Below are 16,612 nucleotides of genomic sequence, written 5' to 3'. Positions count from 1 at the left end.
GAATACATGTATTGCCTGCCTATTCCCCAGAGCTCAATCCTGATGAATTTGTCTGGGGATTCCTGAAATCAGGATGTATAGGAAGAATGATCTTAAGAACGAAAGATCAATTTCTTAAAGCCATTTCATCAGGCCTTAAGAAGCTTCAGAGGAGTCAAGGTATCATTCTTGGTTTCTTTAGAGCAGAGCATACTGCCTATGCATGCTTGGAGACGTTTTCGGGTAGTTAATGCACACATCAGTAAATGGATAAGCCTTATTTTTATTGATCCAGATCAATATTAAAAATCGTATCAATACCTATAAGGCATGGAACAACACTCAATACGAAAGCCATTGATAGAGATAAATATTAATAATTCAATCAATTTAAAACGGATTTTGAACAACCCATAACGTAAGGGAGAGAAGATTAAGCAGTCCCATAAAAACTCTTCGAACTACGAACATTTTTATACTGAAAACGTAATGTGAATCCATTTGGAGAGAGTTACACCGAATAAAATCGCTCATCAAAGATGAAAAGAAACCGCAGAACTTAAAATCAGGCTTTTAGTTAATCCCCTGCAACCACTAGAGCGCCATAAGCGTCGCCGGTTTCCCCCTCCATGTTCCTTCATATACAATGAATGGATCAAAACAGCGAAGTACGAACATGGATATCAGCCACCTGCGCGAGAACTATACCCAGGCCGGTCTGGATCTGGACTCTCTGGATTCCAACCCATTCCAGCAATTTGATCTCTGGTTTCAACAGGCCGTAGAAGCACAATTGCCTGAACCCAATGCAATGAGCCTCGCCACTGTATCGGGAGAAGGACAACCCAGCCTGAGAACGGTTTTATTAAAGTACGTCAGCCAGGAAGGTTTTGTCTTCTTCACAAACTACAGCAGCCGCAAAGCCCATGACATCTCTGAAAATCCGAATGCAGCTATCATGTTTCCCTGGATAGCCTTGGAAAGACAGGTCATTGTTCGTGGTAAAGCCGAAAAAATTTCCAAAGCAGACTCATTAAAATATTTCACCAGCCGCCCCCATGGCAGCCAGTTGGGAGCCTGGGTCTCTCAACAGAGCTCTGTGATTACTGGCCGTAAAGTGCTGGAAATGAAGCTGGATGAGATGAAAAGAAAGTTCAAGGAAGGCAAAGTCCCCCTGCCCGACTTCTGGGGAGGGTACCGGATTGTTCCAGAGTCCATTGAGTTCTGGCAGGGTCGTCCGAACCGCTTGCATGATCGCTTTCAATACACCCGAACAGATTCTGACTGGCAGATTGAAAGGCTGTCACCATGAGCAAGGAAACGGCAGCCAGGATAGCTGTCAGAGACGCCCTGATTCATCTGGTAAGAGCCAACAGGCAATTCCGTGAAGGAGTTTATGACGATCACCTGCTGGCTTCCTGGGTGATGAAACCCTCTGAAGAGAGCAAAGACGACCGGGCCCTGGCTGCAGAGACCAGTACTAAATTGACTTACACTGACCAGCAGAACAAGCAGGAAACAGCTCGACTACCCGGTATTGTGGGGATCTCGAAAGAGACTCTGCAATCCGGACTGAAACTCAATGACGCTCGGGAAGCATTCAAACAGGCCATGTCTGAGTTTCGAAAACTGTTTGGCGACAGTATCGAAGCGATTGAAGAAACATCCGATGATTTGCGTGAAAATATGCTAGGTGGTCTGCAGATCCAGCATATTCATTTTGTTCAGTGCTACCGTCAGCTAAAACTGTTTGAAACACCGCCCAAAAGAATTGGATTCAGCTGGGCAGCCCATCATAGCGGCTCGGTTAAACTCTCGGCTAATGAAGCTATTGATCACCTTCGTAAGAAGTACCTGGCTTCTTCTGCAATACAAAAAGATATTCAGATTCTTGAACAGATGCCAGGCAGTGAAACCGTGATCATAAAAAGGCTTCTGAGTCCACACCTGCGTGCGAACCTGACCTGGTCAAAGGACATTGAAGCGCTTAGGAAGGTGGATAAAGATTTGCGCAAGCTTTATCCCGGCCAGATCAATACGCCACTGCCAGTATTTGTTCAACTGGAAAAAGGTCAGCCATTGCCGGAGTTCAATAGAATCAGGCCTTTCAACCCGGCAGCCAAGCAGGAGCGCCTGACCAGAAGTGATGCAAAGCTGGTGAAGATTTCAGAGAACCCCCACTCTCGTATTTATAAATATGCCTGAAAGGCAAAAGCTGTCAGTAAACAGCTGACAGAAGAGGGAGCCGGATAGCTGGCTCCACTCTCTGATCACTCAAGCTGTATACTGTTAACTTTAAACAGCCAGCTCTTCTTTCAGATAAGCCGCCAGCTCGGTGTAACCACCAATGTATTTCTGACCATGGAAAATCTGAGGCACAGTTTCAACCGGCTTGCCTACAGTTTTTTCCAGATCAGCCTTGGAGATGCCTTCCGCGTGAATATCAACATAAAGCATGGGCAGCTCACGGCTTTCCAGCACTTCTTTAGCGCGTACACAGTAACCACAGCCTGGACGACCAAAAACGGTAAAACGGTCCATACAATCCCCCTAATTCCAACCAGGATTTAAAATCATTAACTCTATGCCGCTAACTATATACAGGCCGGCATGATTTAAGAAATCAGTATTTTCTAACCAATTGATAGATGAAATCTATCAGTCATTGCCGAACCCCCTTATTGCCTGTTAGTCTGATTTCAGCAACGGAATGCACAGAGGACTGCGTCATGCCAAGGAAAGGTCTGATTTGCCTGGTTTTCTCCCTACTCCCTCTTCAGGTTTCAGCTTCCAACCTGATTGAGCTGGCTCATAAAGCCGGCTTTGATCGATGCGACTCAGCCATCGCTACAGAATTCAAAGATCTGGCCACCCAGGGAAATGGAGTTGCCTCTACCGGATATTTTAATGATCGAAGCTTCAATATCATGGCCACCTGGGGCGACGAAAAGGACAACGTCTGGAAAAATACAACCTTTATCAAATTTGGTCGCAGCTGCCTTGCTTACAGTGTGATTGGCACGACATACAATGCCAGCTGCTCCAACTTCAACGAGAAAAATCCGGAATGGGGAGTGATCAAGGCACAGGGCGGGTTTACCTGGACTCGGAATAAAGGCGGCGTGAATGCCATCATGAAATCCCTGCCTAATGGCAGTTGCGAAATCACCTATCGAATTCATCAAAATTACGATACCACTTCGCCACAACCTGCCCAGGATAAAAAGAAGTCGGCTAAAAAACCTTCTGACAAGGCCGGATCATAGACAGGCCATTAACTCGAATCAGCAGTATATGGGGCGTCTAAATGCCCCATAACAAAACCCTCAACCCATTGTTTATCAAGCAATAAATCCATTTTTTTAAAAATCAAATCACCCTTGTTGAACTAGCATTACGATTCCTGAACATTTATTAGGAATCATTTATGAAGCGCCTTCGACACACCGGCATGCATCTGTTATCCGCCCTTCTGACCTGGACAGTGAGCTTGTCTCTATTCGCTCATACCACTCACGAGGACCGTATTAATCCCTCCCCAACAAGTCAGCCATTCTCTTCTATTTCACAAGACAGAGTGTATTCTTCAAACATTATAACTTTGCTGACCCCCAAGCCTTCGAGCACACTCTATCTTTATCCATCAAGCTTCCCTATAGCAGCAGGTTCACTGACCCAATCCAMCCTTTTCAATCTCCGGGAAAAAACATCCGCCAGTAACTCGACGCCCGATGGCAATTGCCTGAAGTATGAATCTGAAGTCATTCAATGCCCCTCTGGTGCCGCAGGGCTGAGTGCCAGCTCCCAATTACTTTCTTTTACCTGTTTTGCTTCTGCTGCTATAGCAGGAGACAACCTGGCAGGCTACTTTTTGACAATACTTGGACTCTCTTTTCTCGCCGCGAGCACTTGTGCAGAAGAAACGAAAAACTCGATAGCTCCTATAGATATCGGAACAAACCATACCCATAAAACGACGAATCATCCCTCCATAACTCTGTCACTGTCTGATGAACTGCCCTTGCTTCGAGTGAAACGGGCCTCCAATGCATTTCAGGAAACAGAAAAGGTAACAGCCACCTTCAAAACTGAGCACTGCAGCACTGACCCAGGGTCTTGCTCACAACAGTTGTTCCGGTATGAAAAAACCGACTCGCGAGGTGATTATGGGCTGATCACTTTGTACGGACACTCAGTCTCGACAGATACGCCTTTGTGCCTGACCAAGGAAAATGACAACACTCTGAGTGTTCGACATTGTGCGTATATATTGAACAGCTCAGGAGAGCAGGTTTTTGCTCCTGAACAACTATGGTTCTTTGAATGGGAGTCAGACCAGGTCGTTGTCAACAGATTACACAACTTGTCTGATACTGACTCAGAAGACTTTGAATGCATTGCCGGTATCACAGGCGTCAGTGATGGAATCAATAATTGCCGACGTTTTTATTATGGGCAGCTTTTTCTGACCAATGATTGTCCTAGCTACCCTGATAGAAGACCCACCGCATGTGGTGTAAAACAATAAAAAACGATCGACTGGCAATCAGGTCATGATGATCTGGACACAGTTTTTTAACCATTGAACGGCCTGCTTTTTTCCTGTCAGGCCGTTAGCCCTTGCCAACTCAGACCAGTCCTTACCCTGAAGGACTTTCGCCACTAAAGTATTGAATGCTTCAACGGAATCAGTGCTGTCGGTATTGTCTGAATAGCCTTGTGTCATGTTTGACAAAAGCAGGGACCGAATAGCTGACTGACAGCTTTCATACTGCCGGTCAGAGCTGACAAAGGATTCCAGGTCCATCACATCGCGCCTTTCCAGATCGACTTGAAAACTGGAACCGGCGAAACGAAGCAATACCCTAACCAGATCAGGCTCCATCTCTTTGAAAACACCGGGCAACTGCTGCAAAAAACCCGAAACAAATCGAACAGACATTTCCTGAGCCAGAGCACTAAACTCACTCGTTAATGGCTTTAGAACCATGAGCGAATGACAACCACTGGAAGCTTCACGAGTCACACCCCCACGCACTGGAATAAAGCCGGACTTGCCCCAGAACTCCGTCAGCTCAGGCGTTGCTCCAAAGCTGCTGCCCAGATAATCAAGCCCTCTGCTTGTCGCTTCCTTTTCCAGCCTTTCTAACAACAGTGACCCTACTCCCCTGCTCTGCAATGCAGGATGAACCGCGATACGGATCACCCTGAGCCCTCGGTACCTGATGGCTTCAGGAAAACCGGCATGATTACTCATGGATTGCGGGAGCAAATGGCCTCTAACTCTGCGCTTGCCCAGCCAGATAGCTTCTTCAAGAGACTCTTCTATCCCTCCTTCGAGAGCTAATAGAGCTGTAGCTACAACACGACCCTGTGAAATAAGGCAATAAGGTTCAATATTAGGACCATCCAGAAGGTGTCGTAAATCGAACGGCCTTGTACGGTAATGCGCCAGCACCAACAAACCGAAAAGATCACTTAACCATATGTGATTTTTAACCAGCTCATCCTGATTCAGCTTTCTGAACACACAACCAGCCGGATCAAACCGAAGCGCGATGTCATCGAGAACAGGCTGAGCATCCAGCATTAAGGCTCGAAAAACAAAAGCTTCAAAAGGATCATTGCCTGACCAACGAATAGGCTGATCAAGGTGAAGCGCTTTCCATTTAGGGGCAACCTCATCCAGTACTGCTTTGAATTTGATCGAAAAACCACGCCCGGTCCCTTCATAGCCATGCTGGGTGGACGAGAACACTATGCGTGAATGGTCTTTCAAAAGTCGGCTTAAAAGGGGCACGGGGATGGCCGCTGCTTCATCCACAAGCATAAGATCGCAAGAGATGCTTTCTGCAGAATGAATCAATTCATCCGGTGCTACAAATTCAATCACCTTTTCTTCCCAGGTCAATAACCCTCGTTGGGAAAGGCAATGCTCAAGATGCTCAGCTGCGGTGTTAAACACTACATCCGCTGAAGCCATTGACGGAGCTGTCACGACAATATGCGACAATCCAGATTCAAGCAGTTGAGCTGCAGCCAGTCCAAGGGCTGCACTTTTTCCGCGCCCCCGGTCTGCGGTTAACACCAAAGGTCTACGACGATGTCCTTTAGCCACCCGAATAATGGCCTCTACGGCATCAAACTGATCCTGTGTTCGACAACTCTTGCTGTCAAACGCCGTATCAAGGCTTGATGAGTGATCCGCTAAAGAGTGACTCCAATCTTGTAAACGTGACTCACCGGTCTCAGAAATCAGAGACACACGTTGATCATCAGAAATCAGAGAGACAAGTCGAGAAAGGTAATGACCTTTAACCTGCTCTTTCTCAAAGGGGTAGACGGAAAGGCGCTGATGCTCCGGATCAGGATAATCAGACCAAACGGATAAGTCTGGAGCCAGAAGCACAAAGAGGCCTCCACCTCGCAAGGCTCCACTCAACTGGCCAAAGGCATCAACATCAAACCCGGAGAAGGCATTAAAAATAATAAGATCAAGCTCGCGCCCAAGCCAGCCGGAAGCTTTTGAAGCCTGCTCAGAAGGCTGATCTTGAGTTTCTCGCGCCCCTATCCAGAGAGATTGTTGCCAAGTTCTCTGAAACAGTTCTTCTGCTTTCTGCTGAGCCCATAACTCGGAACCAGACAGTACCAGAAAGGCCCTGTGATGAACCCCTCGAGCCTCTTCAAGAATGGCATCAATATCAAGCACTAGCCTGCATCCACTGGCCTGGAAGCATCTCTGCTCCACTCCATCCAGCCACCGTCGTAAACAGCAACACGACTGTAACTCATCAGGCTGGCAGCAAACCAGGCCAGACTGGCCCGCCACCCTGTGCCGCAGTAAAAGGTAATAGAATCCTGCTTTTCAATGCCGTAGGGCGTCCAGTAACCTTCAAGATCCCTGAACTCCCTGAGTGTATTATCAGGATTCAGGTAATCTTCCATCCGGTAGGTTTCAGAGCCTGCTCTCCCCCACAAAGCTCCCGGAATTCTTCCCGCCGTTTCAATGTACTGATAACCACTGGTTGCACCAATGTATTCTTTCCAGGAGCGAATGCTGACCAGATACTCTTGATCACTGCCAAGATTACGCTCAACGGTTTCAGTGTCCACCAGAATGTCAGGCTCTGCAGGAATCCGAGCGCCAAAACGCTTGGCTGGGGATGCGGGATTAATGCCCCTTTCAATCGGAAAGCCCGAGCCTGTCCAGGCTTCCAGACCGCCATTGAGCAGCCGAACATCTTTCACACCGGCATATTGCAGAACAAACAGAACCCGGGCTGCCGCCGTCATATCATCGCCATAGACAACAACCGGCGTATCTCTGGTGATACCCAGACGAAGTAAAACGGACTCCAGCCGAGCAGACTCTTCAATATTCCATAAAGGCTCTGACTCAAGGCTGCCCGTATCAACATGCAGGGCCCCCGGGATATGCTCCACCACATAACGGGCACCTTTACCCCAGGAAACATCAAGAACCGTAAGGTTGGGCGTTGACTGAATTTGTCGGTCCAGCCATTCCGGCGTTACCAGACGTTGATACCCAGGCAGTTTGTCAGGTTCGCCACCATTGGCCAGCCAGCCTGAAAAGCCTTCTTCAAAAACCCTTATGCGCTCTTCTTTAAAACCCTGATCTGCCACCAGCCACTGTGCCAGAACCTGGGCATCCTGTTTATCGCGACCATACACGACAATATGGTTTTCAGGCAGGATACCTTTACTGGTCAACAGATTCTGAATATGGCCAGGATCTGCTGCCATCCAGGCCAGATCAAAGTTTCTGGCACCGGGAATATGCCCACCTTCCGAATCATTTCCGGAAGGCCAGCCGTTGTACCAGTCGCTGTCACGGACGTCGACCAATACCCAATTCTGTTCCTGCACCAATGTTTCCATCGCTGGCTGATTCACCGATTTCAATTCCAGCCTGTTATTCCAAAAGCTGTCGCAGGCGGAGAGTACCGGCAACAGTAGAATGAACAGACAATACTGAGTCCAACGCATCATGGAGCCTTGGTTCCTTGATATTTGTACTGTACCTAAACCACCACGGGGCTCATTCGCTCATGGCTATTTTACTTTTGTCTCTTTATTGGGGGCAGCGGTCACTCTTTCAACCGCCAGAATCGTAATGGGCTCAACAGGCACATTGGCATGAGGCCCCCTGCGGCCTGTTTTGACTGAAGCAATACTATCCATAACATTATCGCCCTTGATGACATCACCGAATACGGCATAGCCCGGACGACCAGGACGATCGTTTAAAAACTCATTATTCACAAGATTAATAAAGAACTGTGCCGTGGCGCTGTCTGGATCGGGTGTTCTGGCCATGGCAATGGTGCCACGACTGTTTCGCAAACCGTTTGAAGATTCATTTTTGATGGGAGAGCCAGTAGCCTTCTCGCTCATATCCGCAGTCATACCGCCCCCCTGAATCATAAAGCCAGGCATAACCCTGTGAAACACCACATCTTTGTAAAAACCTTTGTCTACATAAGAGAGAAAGTTCTTTACCGTAATGGGCGCCTTCTCAGGATTCAGACGAATAACCATATCGCCTTTAGTGGTTTTCATCACAACATCAACCGGTTTCACAGATTCTGCAGCCGGCTTAACCGGTGCTGCTTCGGCCTGTTCCATGACAGCCAGACTGGTAAACAGGAGAAAAGAGCATGCCAGAACAGTTTTAATTGTTTTAAACACCTGAGATTCCACTCGTTATGATGATTCAAGCCATTATCCTACTGGATATGCCGCTGAGGCTATAGTGTAACAAGTCGAAAAAATGGTCTTTTCTGCCGCAGCCCGCGTCTAATTTGCGAAAGACTGTTACAGGTGTACCAAAAGTTAACTGACGCTCACTCTAATCCCTTGTTGTTATAGAAGAAAATCAGACTAAGGCTTGCAAATCCCTATTAGAAAGGTAATATACGAATCCGCCGCTCACAGCGGCACGTCGGAGCGTAGCGCAGCCTGGTAGCGCACCACAATGGGGTTGTGGGGGTCGGAGGTTCAAATCCTCTCGCTCCGACCAGACATAAAAAAAGCCTGATCGTTTGATCAGGCTTTTTTTATGTCTGCAGGAAATGCCTTATTAGATCACAGCTCTCCACGCACCGCTGAACAGAACAAAGACCGGTACTCCTCAACCGTCAGAGACACTGGATTCCCTGAGGCGGATGGATCTTCAAATGCCATCAATCCTACTCTGGCTGAATCCGCCTCATCGATACCCAATTCCGACAATGCATGAGGGATACCCAGATCAGACCTGAGCTGGATCACCCAATCAAAAAACGCATCAAACCCTTCGCCGGGAAGATCAAGAAACTGCGCAAGCCTTGCCAGCTTCTGATCCACAACCGTTTGGTTAACCTTTAATACGTATGGCATCAAAATAGCGTTAAGCATGCCATGATGAGCATCATAAAGTGCTCCCAGAGGATGCGCCAAAGCATGCATAGCCCCTAGACCTTTCTGAAAAGCCGTGGCTCCCATCGTGGATGCCACCAGCATGTTCATACGCGCCGTCAGATTTGAACTGTCGGTAAAGGCCACTGGCAAATTCTCTTTCACCAGACGAATACCTTCTATCGCAATACCCTGCGCCATAGGATGAAAGTGAGGTGAGCAATAGGCTTCAAGATTGTGGGAAAGTGCATCCACCCCCGTAGCGGCTGTGATTGCTGCAGGCAAACCCGTGGTGAGCTCTGGATCAAGAATCACAATTTCAGGGAGCATATCAGGATGGAAAATAATTTTTTTAATGCGCTCCTGGGCATGAGTGATGACAGACGCCCGCCCCACTTCCGAGCCCGTTCCCGCAGTTGTAGGCACAGCAATTACAGGTACCATGCCATCACGCTTAACCCTTTTCCAATTATCGCCCACATCCTCAAAGTCCCAGATCGGACGATCCTGGCCCACCATCAGCGCTATCGCCTTAGCCACATCAAGGACTGAACCACCACCAAAAGCTATCACACCGTCGTGTTGATTTTTTTTAAAAGCGGCTACGCCTGCCTCAACATTCTCCCCGGTAGGATTACCCTTTATCTCAGAAAACAGATGACTATCCAGGCCTGCTTCATGGCAATCAATCAAAGCATTCTGAAGCATTGGCAACGCTTTAAGCCCCGGGTCGGTCACCATAAGCGGCGCCTTGACACCCAACTCTTTGCAAGCTGCAGGCAACTCTTTTATCCGGCCCACCCCAACTCTTACACAAGTAGGATAATTCCACCGTGTCGTAAATTGCTCCAGGTCTGACATGAAACACTCCAGTTTTTAATATCGGGAAGTATCCATTTAGCCCAGTGGGTGAAATACAACTAACATTGCTTGATATGGTAAGACTTGGGGCGTGTAAGCACTTCGAATCCCAGCTCAGACAATGTGCACCCTCTGCCGGAATCCTTGACTCCCGTCCATGCCAGAGAAGGATCCAGATAATCACAACGATTGATAAAGCAGGTGCCGGTTTCTATCTGATCACCCAACTCTGCCCCTTTTTCAAGATCCCGGGTATAAATAGCGGCTGTCAGCCCAAAATCACTGTCGTTCATTAAGGCAATAGCCTCCTCATCAGAAGACACCTTCATGATGCCTGCAACCGGCCCAAAACTCTCTTCCTTCATTATCCCCATAGAATGATCAACATTGGTAAGCAACTGAGGCGCCAGGTATGGAGTGCCAGGGTTACTCTGTGGAAACTTCTTCTCATCAATCAGCTTTTGAGCACCCAGCCCTACCGCCTCTTCAATTTGCTTGCGGACAAATTCCGCCGCACTGACTTTCACCATGGGACCCAAAGTCGTCTCAGCATTTTGTGCAGGCCCCAGTTTGTATCGATTAACAAACTTTTCAGCCCTTACCAGAAAGTCATCGTAGACGGCCTGATGCACATAGAGTCTCTCTATCCCGCAACAAGATTGCCCCGAGTTAAAAAACACTCCATCCAGCACGGAATCAACAGCCATATCCAGATCCGCATCTTCTCGGATATAAGCAGGATCTTTGCCACCCAACTCCAACCCAACACTGACGAATTGGCCGGCAGCAGCTTGCTCAATGACTTTGCCGGCAGGTACCGACCCGGTAAAGGCCACATGACGAACGCCACCCGACTGAATTAGATTACGGGTTTCATCATGAGACATATGAAGGTATTGAAAAATGCCTTCTGGTAATCCAGCGGCTTGAAAGGCTTCTACCATTCGCTCAGCGCATAGAGGGGTCTGGGCAGAATGCTTGAGTATTACAGCATTACCCGAGAGCAAAGCAGGAACAATAGAGTTTACAGCAGTAAGGTAAGGATAATTCCAAGGCGCAATGACCAGAACAACCCCCAACGGCTCCTTCTTGATATAACGATCAAAGCCCCTGCGCTTGGGCAGAGAAATTGTTTTTAAAGCAGAGCTCGACGCCTCAATCATATGACGAGCACGCTCTTCAAAGCCATCAACCTCACTGCCGCTGTATTGAATGGGCCGCCCCATCTGCCAGGTAAGTTCTAAAGCGATCTCTTCCTTCTTTTCAACGAAACAATCAACTGCACGACTGCAAATGGACTGTCTTTCCTCAAGCGGCAACGCGCTCCATTGTTTCTGCCCATCAAGTGCCAACTGAAGAGCCTTGCGTACTTGATCACAGGTAGCAAGCTCTCGCTCAACGTATACAGAACCATCTAAGGGAGAAACAGTTTTCTGGATTGATTTCATACTCTGCTCAGGTCAAATGATTTCGAAGTAACGAATTAATTCCCAATCAGTAACAGGCTTTCGGAACTCCCTCTCTTCCCACTCTGTGGAAGCAGAATAATGATCAACAAAAGCATCACCCAACCATTTACGGGCATAAGCTAATTGCTAAAACTTTTGTGCAGCATCCCAAAGTGTAGAGGGTAAGGCTAGCTCAGCTGAATGATTTTGCTCATAAGCATTACCCTTAACCTGTGCCTGGGGCTCCACTGATTCTCTATACCCGCAAGACCTGAAGCCAGAGCAACTGCAAGAGTAAGAGTAAGAAAAAGTTGGGGGTCGACAGGCGCTAGGAAGCACTCCACTCGCTGAGACTTTTCTGATCAGGGAATAAGAGTGCAGCGGCTCCGTCTCCCCCACCAAGTAGCAGCTGTTGGTGCCTGACTGTGAAATGACGCTGGGTTTTACTGATGTTATGAGAAGGATTGGGATCGTGAGAAACAGAGTCGCCAGACTGACTGTCTTTCAGAGAGATATGGATATGGCCACTCTGGCCGGGATGTTAGGATAACCTGAGCGCGAGACCGTAAAAGAAACATTGTCATAAAGCTGATCCTTGATATCCCTACCAATAATCACATCACAAAAATCCAATCTTTTATCCAGAGAAACAAAGAACTTGCTTTTGCTCATGTACTTACCCAAAAGAACACCCTCGTTGTCAAACAGGCCACTTTGACATGAGTCAGTACTCGTTACTTAACAATCGTACTGACATCCCCAGGCTTGGCATTGGGGACTCCGAATAGTTTGTGACTTGTTTGTATCAGAGCATAATAGCTTAGAGCTATACAAGCATCCTGATAAATAGAAAATAATTATCTTTAAATAAGCTGAAAGCTTAATTACTTAGAATTAAAAAGAACAACATTCAGATTAACTAAAAAAATAGCTTCCGACAGAATCAAAAACCAACCCTCTAACTCTTGAGAAGATATTATGTATTCAACTCGAAAGCCTAACTTATTCCACCATAAAAACAATAATCGCTAGTTGCTGGCGACTAGTATTTAAAACTGTTAAACAATTTTACAGGTTTTATTGTTTCCAAGTAGTTCGCCCATTCATCCTCAATGAAAGCTCCATTTTCATTACCTAGTACAATCTCAACTTGTGTACCATAACTCTTTGCAGTGAGTAAAACTTTTCGTTCATAATCAAGCTTTGCGAACTCAAGGATATGCTCTTCACTTGCCAGATCTCTATCGCAAAACTTTACAATTAAGTTATTGTAGTCAATCCGACTTACCCTGCGCGTCCATTTTTCTTTAGCCTGTTGTTCGGATTTATAATGTAAAAAATGGATTTCCACATCATTTAGAACACCTATTGGGTAAGTACCAAAGGTCTGATTTTTAATTAGTTCATCTTTATAATTTGACTCAGAAGGATGTATAAATCGAATTTCAAGATCTAAATAGCCCTTAAGATTCTTAAGCAGCCTTATATAATCTGGAGAAAATAAATAGAGACCAACAAAAGGTGTGTTATATGGAATGTCAAAATACTGGTATGTAAAGGAGCCCCAGCAATTATCACTAATAATGCAAAATTTTTTATTTTCAAGAAAATAACGTCTAAAGTAGGAGGGCAACTTATTAGCTAAAGTCTTTCCTCTTTTTTTCAGAAACCGTATTATTTTATATATAAACATAGAAGACATCTTACACATAATTACGAATCATCAAAGCCTTAGAATTTTCAAAGTAGGCCTATATTATTGATATTATCCAAAGAGCCCCTTAATTCCATTCCTAAAAGTGAGAAAGCCCTGAAATCGTAGGAAGATTATCCATGAAGAGTGGGTATTCAGACTCCAGTAGTCTTAGCTCTCTATTAGAGAAAGGAAGGAAGTGACTATTCCTAGAATTTTTTATGGAATTCACCTTTTTTCGCAACATAAAAACTACGGTCACTAAGATGTACTTGGGAGCTTTCAGCCTTGGTGTTCCGCAGATACTTATATGCTAATTTTGATATTGAAGATGGACTCATTCTTAAGCCATAGATAGCAAAAGTATAAGACCAGTTCTTAAGATTTTTTTTATCTAGTTTTTCCATAGCATAGACTTTAGCCATATAATCATTCTTTGCTTTTTTCTTACCGCGCCGAGAATGAAACTCAGGATCAATCCTGAAGGCAAGTAACGGCTCGTCAATATTTGCAAACTTGTAGCCTTTACTGGCCAAATCAATCCAAAGGTAGTAATCCTGAGTATTTTTAAGATCAGAGGAGTAACGATTACCATCATCGAAAACACGCCTTCTGAACATAACCGTAGGATGATTGAAAGGACATTGTTTGATAAGACGCTTTTTCAAAACACTATCAGAAGTTGGCATAGCCTTATACGTCTGTATCATGTCTTTCTCATCAATTTCAAAAACACTGCTCCCGACAATGTCGACTTCAGGATTTTTCGATAAGAACTCAACCTGCTTTTTAAACCTATCAGGATGACAAATGTCATCTGCATCCATTCTTGCAATGTACTCAACACTTTCAAATACAACTACCTTGTCAACCACCTGATTTAGCCTGAAAGCTAGCCCTTTATTAGCACTATTATAATTGATCTCAACATGATTATTATTAGAGTAAGTATCAAGAGTCGATCTTATTTCATCACCAACATTACCATCGACTTCAATAAACAGAATAAGCTTTGAAAAGCTTTGATTAATAAGACTTTCAATAGCTTTTTTCAATGCAAAAGCACTATCATTTTTATAGATAGACATTGCAACTGCTACTGTATTGTTCACTGAAAAACACTCTCAATATTCATGGAATACAGTTTCCTTTCACTAGAGAAAACAGAGTCAAAGTAGACTGTTTTACCATCAGGTGAGAACCTTGGATGCAAATCACATCTGGTTTCTCCTGTGTAGTCAAAACCGTGGAAAAACTCACCTAACACCCTGACTTGAGAAGCCTTCCAGTTTACCAAAATAAGTTGCTGCATTCTGGATTTATCTGGGTAAGTATCAGTTATGACATAATCTCCATTTGCGCTCGGATGACCATCCCCAAACTGATCCAAAGCACCATCTAAAAAAGATGTGAATTTCCCTGTGTTACAGTCAATTAGCCAGTATGCATCTTTATTAGAAGGGCCACGCAAATAACCTAACACTGTATTATTATCAAGCCAACAACAGTGACTAACCATTTCATTATCTGACAAGACTTTTAGCAATTTACCTTCAGAGTCAGAAAGCAGCAATCTGTCAAAGCGTCTTCCGTTTGAGATCAGTCTATGCATAAAGATAAATTTATCCCCTGATGGAGATATAAGAACATGATTCACTTTATGATTAAATTTCGCTACATCGTACTTCGATTGAAACCCTGCTACTTCATGTAAAGAAAGTGATAATTTAGACTTGCCAGTCTTATAATCCACTTTCCAAACACCATCATTTTTAAGATCATCAAGTTCGTCAACTTCTAATAAAAACTTATTCCTGTATCCATAATCAGCTCTAAGATTCATCAACCTGGAATAGTTTAATGAATAATAGTATTTATCCTGAAAAGAGGACTGAACAGGTAAGTCATACTCTGCTACACATTGAGAGTTTTTAACATTATACCTTTTACATACGTAAGAATTTTTATCTTTATCAAAGTCATTAAAAACAAACTCATTAGAGTTTATCCAGTGCGCTCTACAACCTTGCTGCCAGTTATAGGAGCTACTTGTAGCCCTTAATAATAAATCTTCTCCAGATATAGACTTAATACAAACAGACACAAAAGAATCTGACGATGGAACAACTGACGTAGACAATTCTGGTTCATTAAAAATCTGAAAATCATTATTTTCAGGAGTGACATCATAATAGCCAAAAAAGCTTTCTCTACTATCACTTACTGCTTGAACAGGCGAGATAGTTTTCACCTTGTAATTTTTTCTATTTCTTATATAAACAAGCCTGGTATAGAAGAGTTTTACAAACTTCTTTAAAAATGGAAATTTGCTTAAGAATACGGAAAAAGATCTCTCAAGAGGACTGAATGAAGAACTCATAATACTCACTTAATTTCAAGAAAAATCATTAGCTCTTCAAAGTACTTCTAAGACGAATAAGCAGCTTTGGGCTTAAGAAAGAAATCATTGATAAAAGAACTGGCTTTACAGAAAATAAGTTCAGTGCAGACATAAGATAATATCTTGCCGATATCCAACGAAGATTAATTGAGACTGCTTGCGCAGCAAGAAACTCGTACTGTAAAGATTTTCTCTTTCTAATCTGAGCATTAGTCAAAGTATCAATAACAAGTTGTTTATGTTTTTCATTAAGCAAGTTGATTGCATTAACATAATTATCAATATTTGCTGAAATCCTGCTTCTCTTCTCTAAAGATCTGTTCGCAACAACTAACGGCTCTTCTACAACACCTATTTTACAGCCACTTTTTATAAGTCTAATCCATAAATCATACTCTTCTCTTGCGGGAAAATGCTCATCAAACCCACTAACAAGCATCATGCTTGAGCGCTTTATCAGAGCTGATGGTGTTCCACCCAAATAATTTTCCATAAGAATATTTATGAGTGGTGATTTTCTATTCAGGGTTCTTGTAGTATATTTGATGCTCGTATTTTCATATTGAATAAACATCCTAGTATAACATACATCAAGATCATTCTTTTCAACCAAAGCCACTTGCTTTTCCAATTTTTCTGGCACCCAAAGGTCATCATCATCCAGAAAAGCAACATAGTCACTTTCAGCGAGATTAGCTCCTAAGTTTCTTGACGAAGAAGCTCCCTTGTGACGATTACGAACAAATTTTATTTTTTCACAATTAAATAAACTGACTACACTCTGCGTTTTAATCGAATCTGTATCTTCAATTA

At 44.4% G+C, this 16,612-nt stretch carries 16 protein-coding genes and 1 tRNA gene; 6 read left to right on the top strand and 11 right to left on the bottom strand.

All coding sequences use genetic code 11. The annotated features are described in order from the left end of the window. From WG89_RS29700 to WG89_RS25275, 3 genes are all read left to right on the top strand, one after another. Positions 1–230 (top strand): transposase (locus tag WG89_RS29700; RefSeq protein WP_172806882.1); only part of this gene is annotated, 230 nt, incomplete at its 5' end. A gap of 425 nt (positions 231–655) precedes the next feature. Next, positions 656–1,291 (top strand): pyridoxamine 5'-phosphate oxidase, encoded by a 636-nt coding sequence (gene pdxH / locus WG89_RS25280; RefSeq protein ID WP_062270454.1) that lies wholly within the window; start codon positions 656–658, stop codon positions 1,289–1,291. Next, on the top strand, positions 1,288–2,184 hold the full coding sequence (locus tag WG89_RS25275) for a DNA replication terminus site-binding protein (RefSeq protein ID WP_062270453.1): 897 nt from the start codon (positions 1,288–1,290) through the stop codon (positions 2,182–2,184). The genes pdxH and WG89_RS25275 overlap by 4 nt, the downstream gene beginning before the upstream one ends. A 90-nt stretch (positions 2,185–2,274) precedes the next feature. Here the strand turns inward: WG89_RS25275 and WG89_RS25270 are convergent, their stop codons facing one another. Continuing rightward, positions 2,275–2,520, bottom strand: a complete 246-nt coding sequence (locus tag WG89_RS25270) for a GrxA family glutaredoxin (protein WP_062270452.1) — start codon at positions 2,518–2,520, stop codon at positions 2,275–2,277. Between the two features lie 188 nt (positions 2,521–2,708). Here WG89_RS25270 and WG89_RS25265 point away from each other — a divergent pair, with 188 nt between their 5' ends. Next, positions 2,709–3,245, top strand: coding sequence for a hypothetical protein (locus tag WG89_RS25265; RefSeq protein ID WP_062270451.1), 537 nt, complete (start codon positions 2,709–2,711; stop codon positions 3,243–3,245). Positions 3,246–3,406: 161 nt separating this feature from the next. Beyond that, the gene (locus tag WG89_RS25260) at positions 3,407–4,507 is read left to right on the top strand and encodes a hypothetical protein (protein WP_153301818.1); all 1,101 of its coding nucleotides are present in this window, start codon (positions 3,407–3,409) and stop codon (positions 4,505–4,507) included. 18 nt (positions 4,508–4,525) lie between these two features. On the opposite strand, the gene WG89_RS25255 is transcribed toward WG89_RS25260, so the two are convergent. The 3 genes from WG89_RS25255 to WG89_RS25245 form a co-directional block, all read right to left on the bottom strand. Continuing rightward, positions 4,526–6,688, bottom strand: coding sequence for a tRNA(Met) cytidine acetyltransferase TmcA (locus tag WG89_RS25255; protein WP_062270449.1), 2,163 nt, complete (start codon positions 6,686–6,688; stop codon positions 4,526–4,528). Continuing rightward, positions 6,688–7,989 carry a sulfurtransferase gene (locus WG89_RS30680; RefSeq protein WP_062270448.1) on the bottom strand — a complete coding sequence of 434 codons (1,302 nt, stop codon included), beginning with the start codon at positions 7,987–7,989 and terminating at the stop codon, positions 6,688–6,690. Before WG89_RS30680 ends, WG89_RS25255 begins: the two co-directional genes overlap by 1 nt. A gap of 63 nt (positions 7,990–8,052) precedes the next feature. Next, complete coding sequence (locus WG89_RS25245) at positions 8,053–8,688, bottom strand: peptidylprolyl isomerase (protein WP_245662980.1); 636 nt, start codon at positions 8,686–8,688, stop codon at positions 8,053–8,055. Positions 8,689–8,942: 254 nt separating this feature from the next. Between WG89_RS25245 and WG89_RS25240 the strand changes: the two genes are divergently transcribed. Next, positions 8,943–9,019: transfer RNA gene (locus WG89_RS25240), tRNA-Pro, on the top strand. Positions 9,020–9,084: 65 nt separating this feature from the next. Here the strand turns inward: WG89_RS25240 and WG89_RS25235 are convergent. The 7 genes from WG89_RS25235 to WG89_RS25210 form a co-directional block, all read right to left on the bottom strand. Next, positions 9,085–10,257: an iron-containing alcohol dehydrogenase gene (locus WG89_RS25235; RefSeq protein ID WP_062270447.1), complete on the bottom strand. Its 1,173-nt coding sequence runs from the start codon at positions 10,255–10,257 to the stop codon at positions 9,085–9,087. Positions 10,258–10,316: 59 nt separating this feature from the next. Then, the gene (locus WG89_RS25230; RefSeq protein ID WP_062270446.1) at positions 10,317–11,705 is read right to left on the bottom strand and encodes an aldehyde dehydrogenase family protein; all 1,389 of its coding nucleotides are present in this window, start codon (positions 11,703–11,705) and stop codon (positions 10,317–10,319) included. Between the two features lie 504 nt (positions 11,706–12,209). Beyond that, positions 12,210–12,377, bottom strand: coding sequence for a hypothetical protein (locus WG89_RS32350; RefSeq protein WP_245662979.1), 168 nt, complete (start codon positions 12,375–12,377; stop codon positions 12,210–12,212). Positions 12,378–12,747: 370 nt separating this feature from the next. Continuing rightward, positions 12,748–13,398 carry a DUF1919 domain-containing protein gene (locus WG89_RS25225; RefSeq protein WP_062270445.1) on the bottom strand — a complete coding sequence of 217 codons (651 nt, stop codon included), beginning with the start codon at positions 13,396–13,398 and terminating at the stop codon, positions 12,748–12,750. Between the two features lie 209 nt (positions 13,399–13,607). Beyond that, complete coding sequence (locus WG89_RS25220) at positions 13,608–14,486, bottom strand: glycosyltransferase (RefSeq protein ID WP_079254041.1); 879 nt, start codon at positions 14,484–14,486, stop codon at positions 13,608–13,610. Positions 14,487–14,506: 20 nt separating this feature from the next. Beyond that, positions 14,507–15,778 carry a TolB-like translocation protein gene (locus WG89_RS25215; protein WP_216638557.1) on the bottom strand — a complete coding sequence of 424 codons (1,272 nt, stop codon included), beginning with the start codon at positions 15,776–15,778 and terminating at the stop codon, positions 14,507–14,509. Between the two features lie 28 nt (positions 15,779–15,806). After that, positions 15,807–16,612, bottom strand: an 806-nt coding sequence (locus tag WG89_RS25210) for a glycosyltransferase family 2 protein (protein WP_062270444.1), incomplete at its 5' end; no start/stop codon positions are given.

Source organism: Endozoicomonas arenosclerae (assembly GCF_001562015.1).
Classification (GTDB): Bacteria; Pseudomonadota; Gammaproteobacteria; order Pseudomonadales; family Endozoicomonadaceae; genus Endozoicomonas_A; species Endozoicomonas_A arenosclerae.
The sequence above is the reverse complement of the archived record's forward strand: the minus strand, read 5'-3'. Positions and strand labels throughout refer to the sequence as shown.

Coding starts and splice junctions, on each gene's coding strand:
- pdxH (WP_062270454.1), top strand. CDS start 656: ATGGATATCAGCCACCTGCGCGAGAACTATACCCAGGCCGGTCTGGAT.
- WG89_RS25275 (WP_062270453.1), top strand. CDS start 1,288: ATGAGCAAGGAAACGGCAGCCAGGATAGCTGTCAGAGACGCCCTGATT.
- WG89_RS25270 (WP_062270452.1), bottom strand. CDS start 2,520: ATGGACCGTTTTACCGTTTTTGGTCGTCCAGGCTGTGGTTACTGTGTA.
- WG89_RS25265 (WP_062270451.1), top strand. CDS start 2,709: ATGCCAAGGAAAGGTCTGATTTGCCTGGTTTTCTCCCTACTCCCTCTT.
- WG89_RS30680 (WP_062270448.1), bottom strand. CDS start 7,989: ATGATGCGTTGGACTCAGTATTGTCTGTTCATTCTACTGTTGCCGGTA.
- WG89_RS25235 (WP_062270447.1), bottom strand. CDS start 10,257: ATGTCAGACCTGGAGCAATTTACGACACGGTGGAATTATCCTACTTGT.
- WG89_RS25230 (WP_062270446.1), bottom strand. CDS start 11,705: ATGAAATCAATCCAGAAAACTGTTTCTCCCTTAGATGGTTCTGTATAC.
- WG89_RS32350 (WP_245662979.1), bottom strand. CDS start 12,377: ATGAGCAAAAGCAAGTTCTTTGTTTCTCTGGATAAAAGATTGGATTTT.
- WG89_RS25225 (WP_062270445.1), bottom strand. CDS start 13,398: ATGTTTATATATAAAATAATACGGTTTCTGAAAAAAAGAGGAAAGACT.
- WG89_RS25220 (WP_079254041.1), bottom strand. CDS start 14,486: ATGTCTATCTATAAAAATGATAGTGCTTTTGCATTGAAAAAAGCTATT.
- WG89_RS25215 (WP_216638557.1), bottom strand. CDS start 15,778: ATGAGTTCTTCATTCAGTCCTCTTGAGAGATCTTTTTCCGTATTCTTA.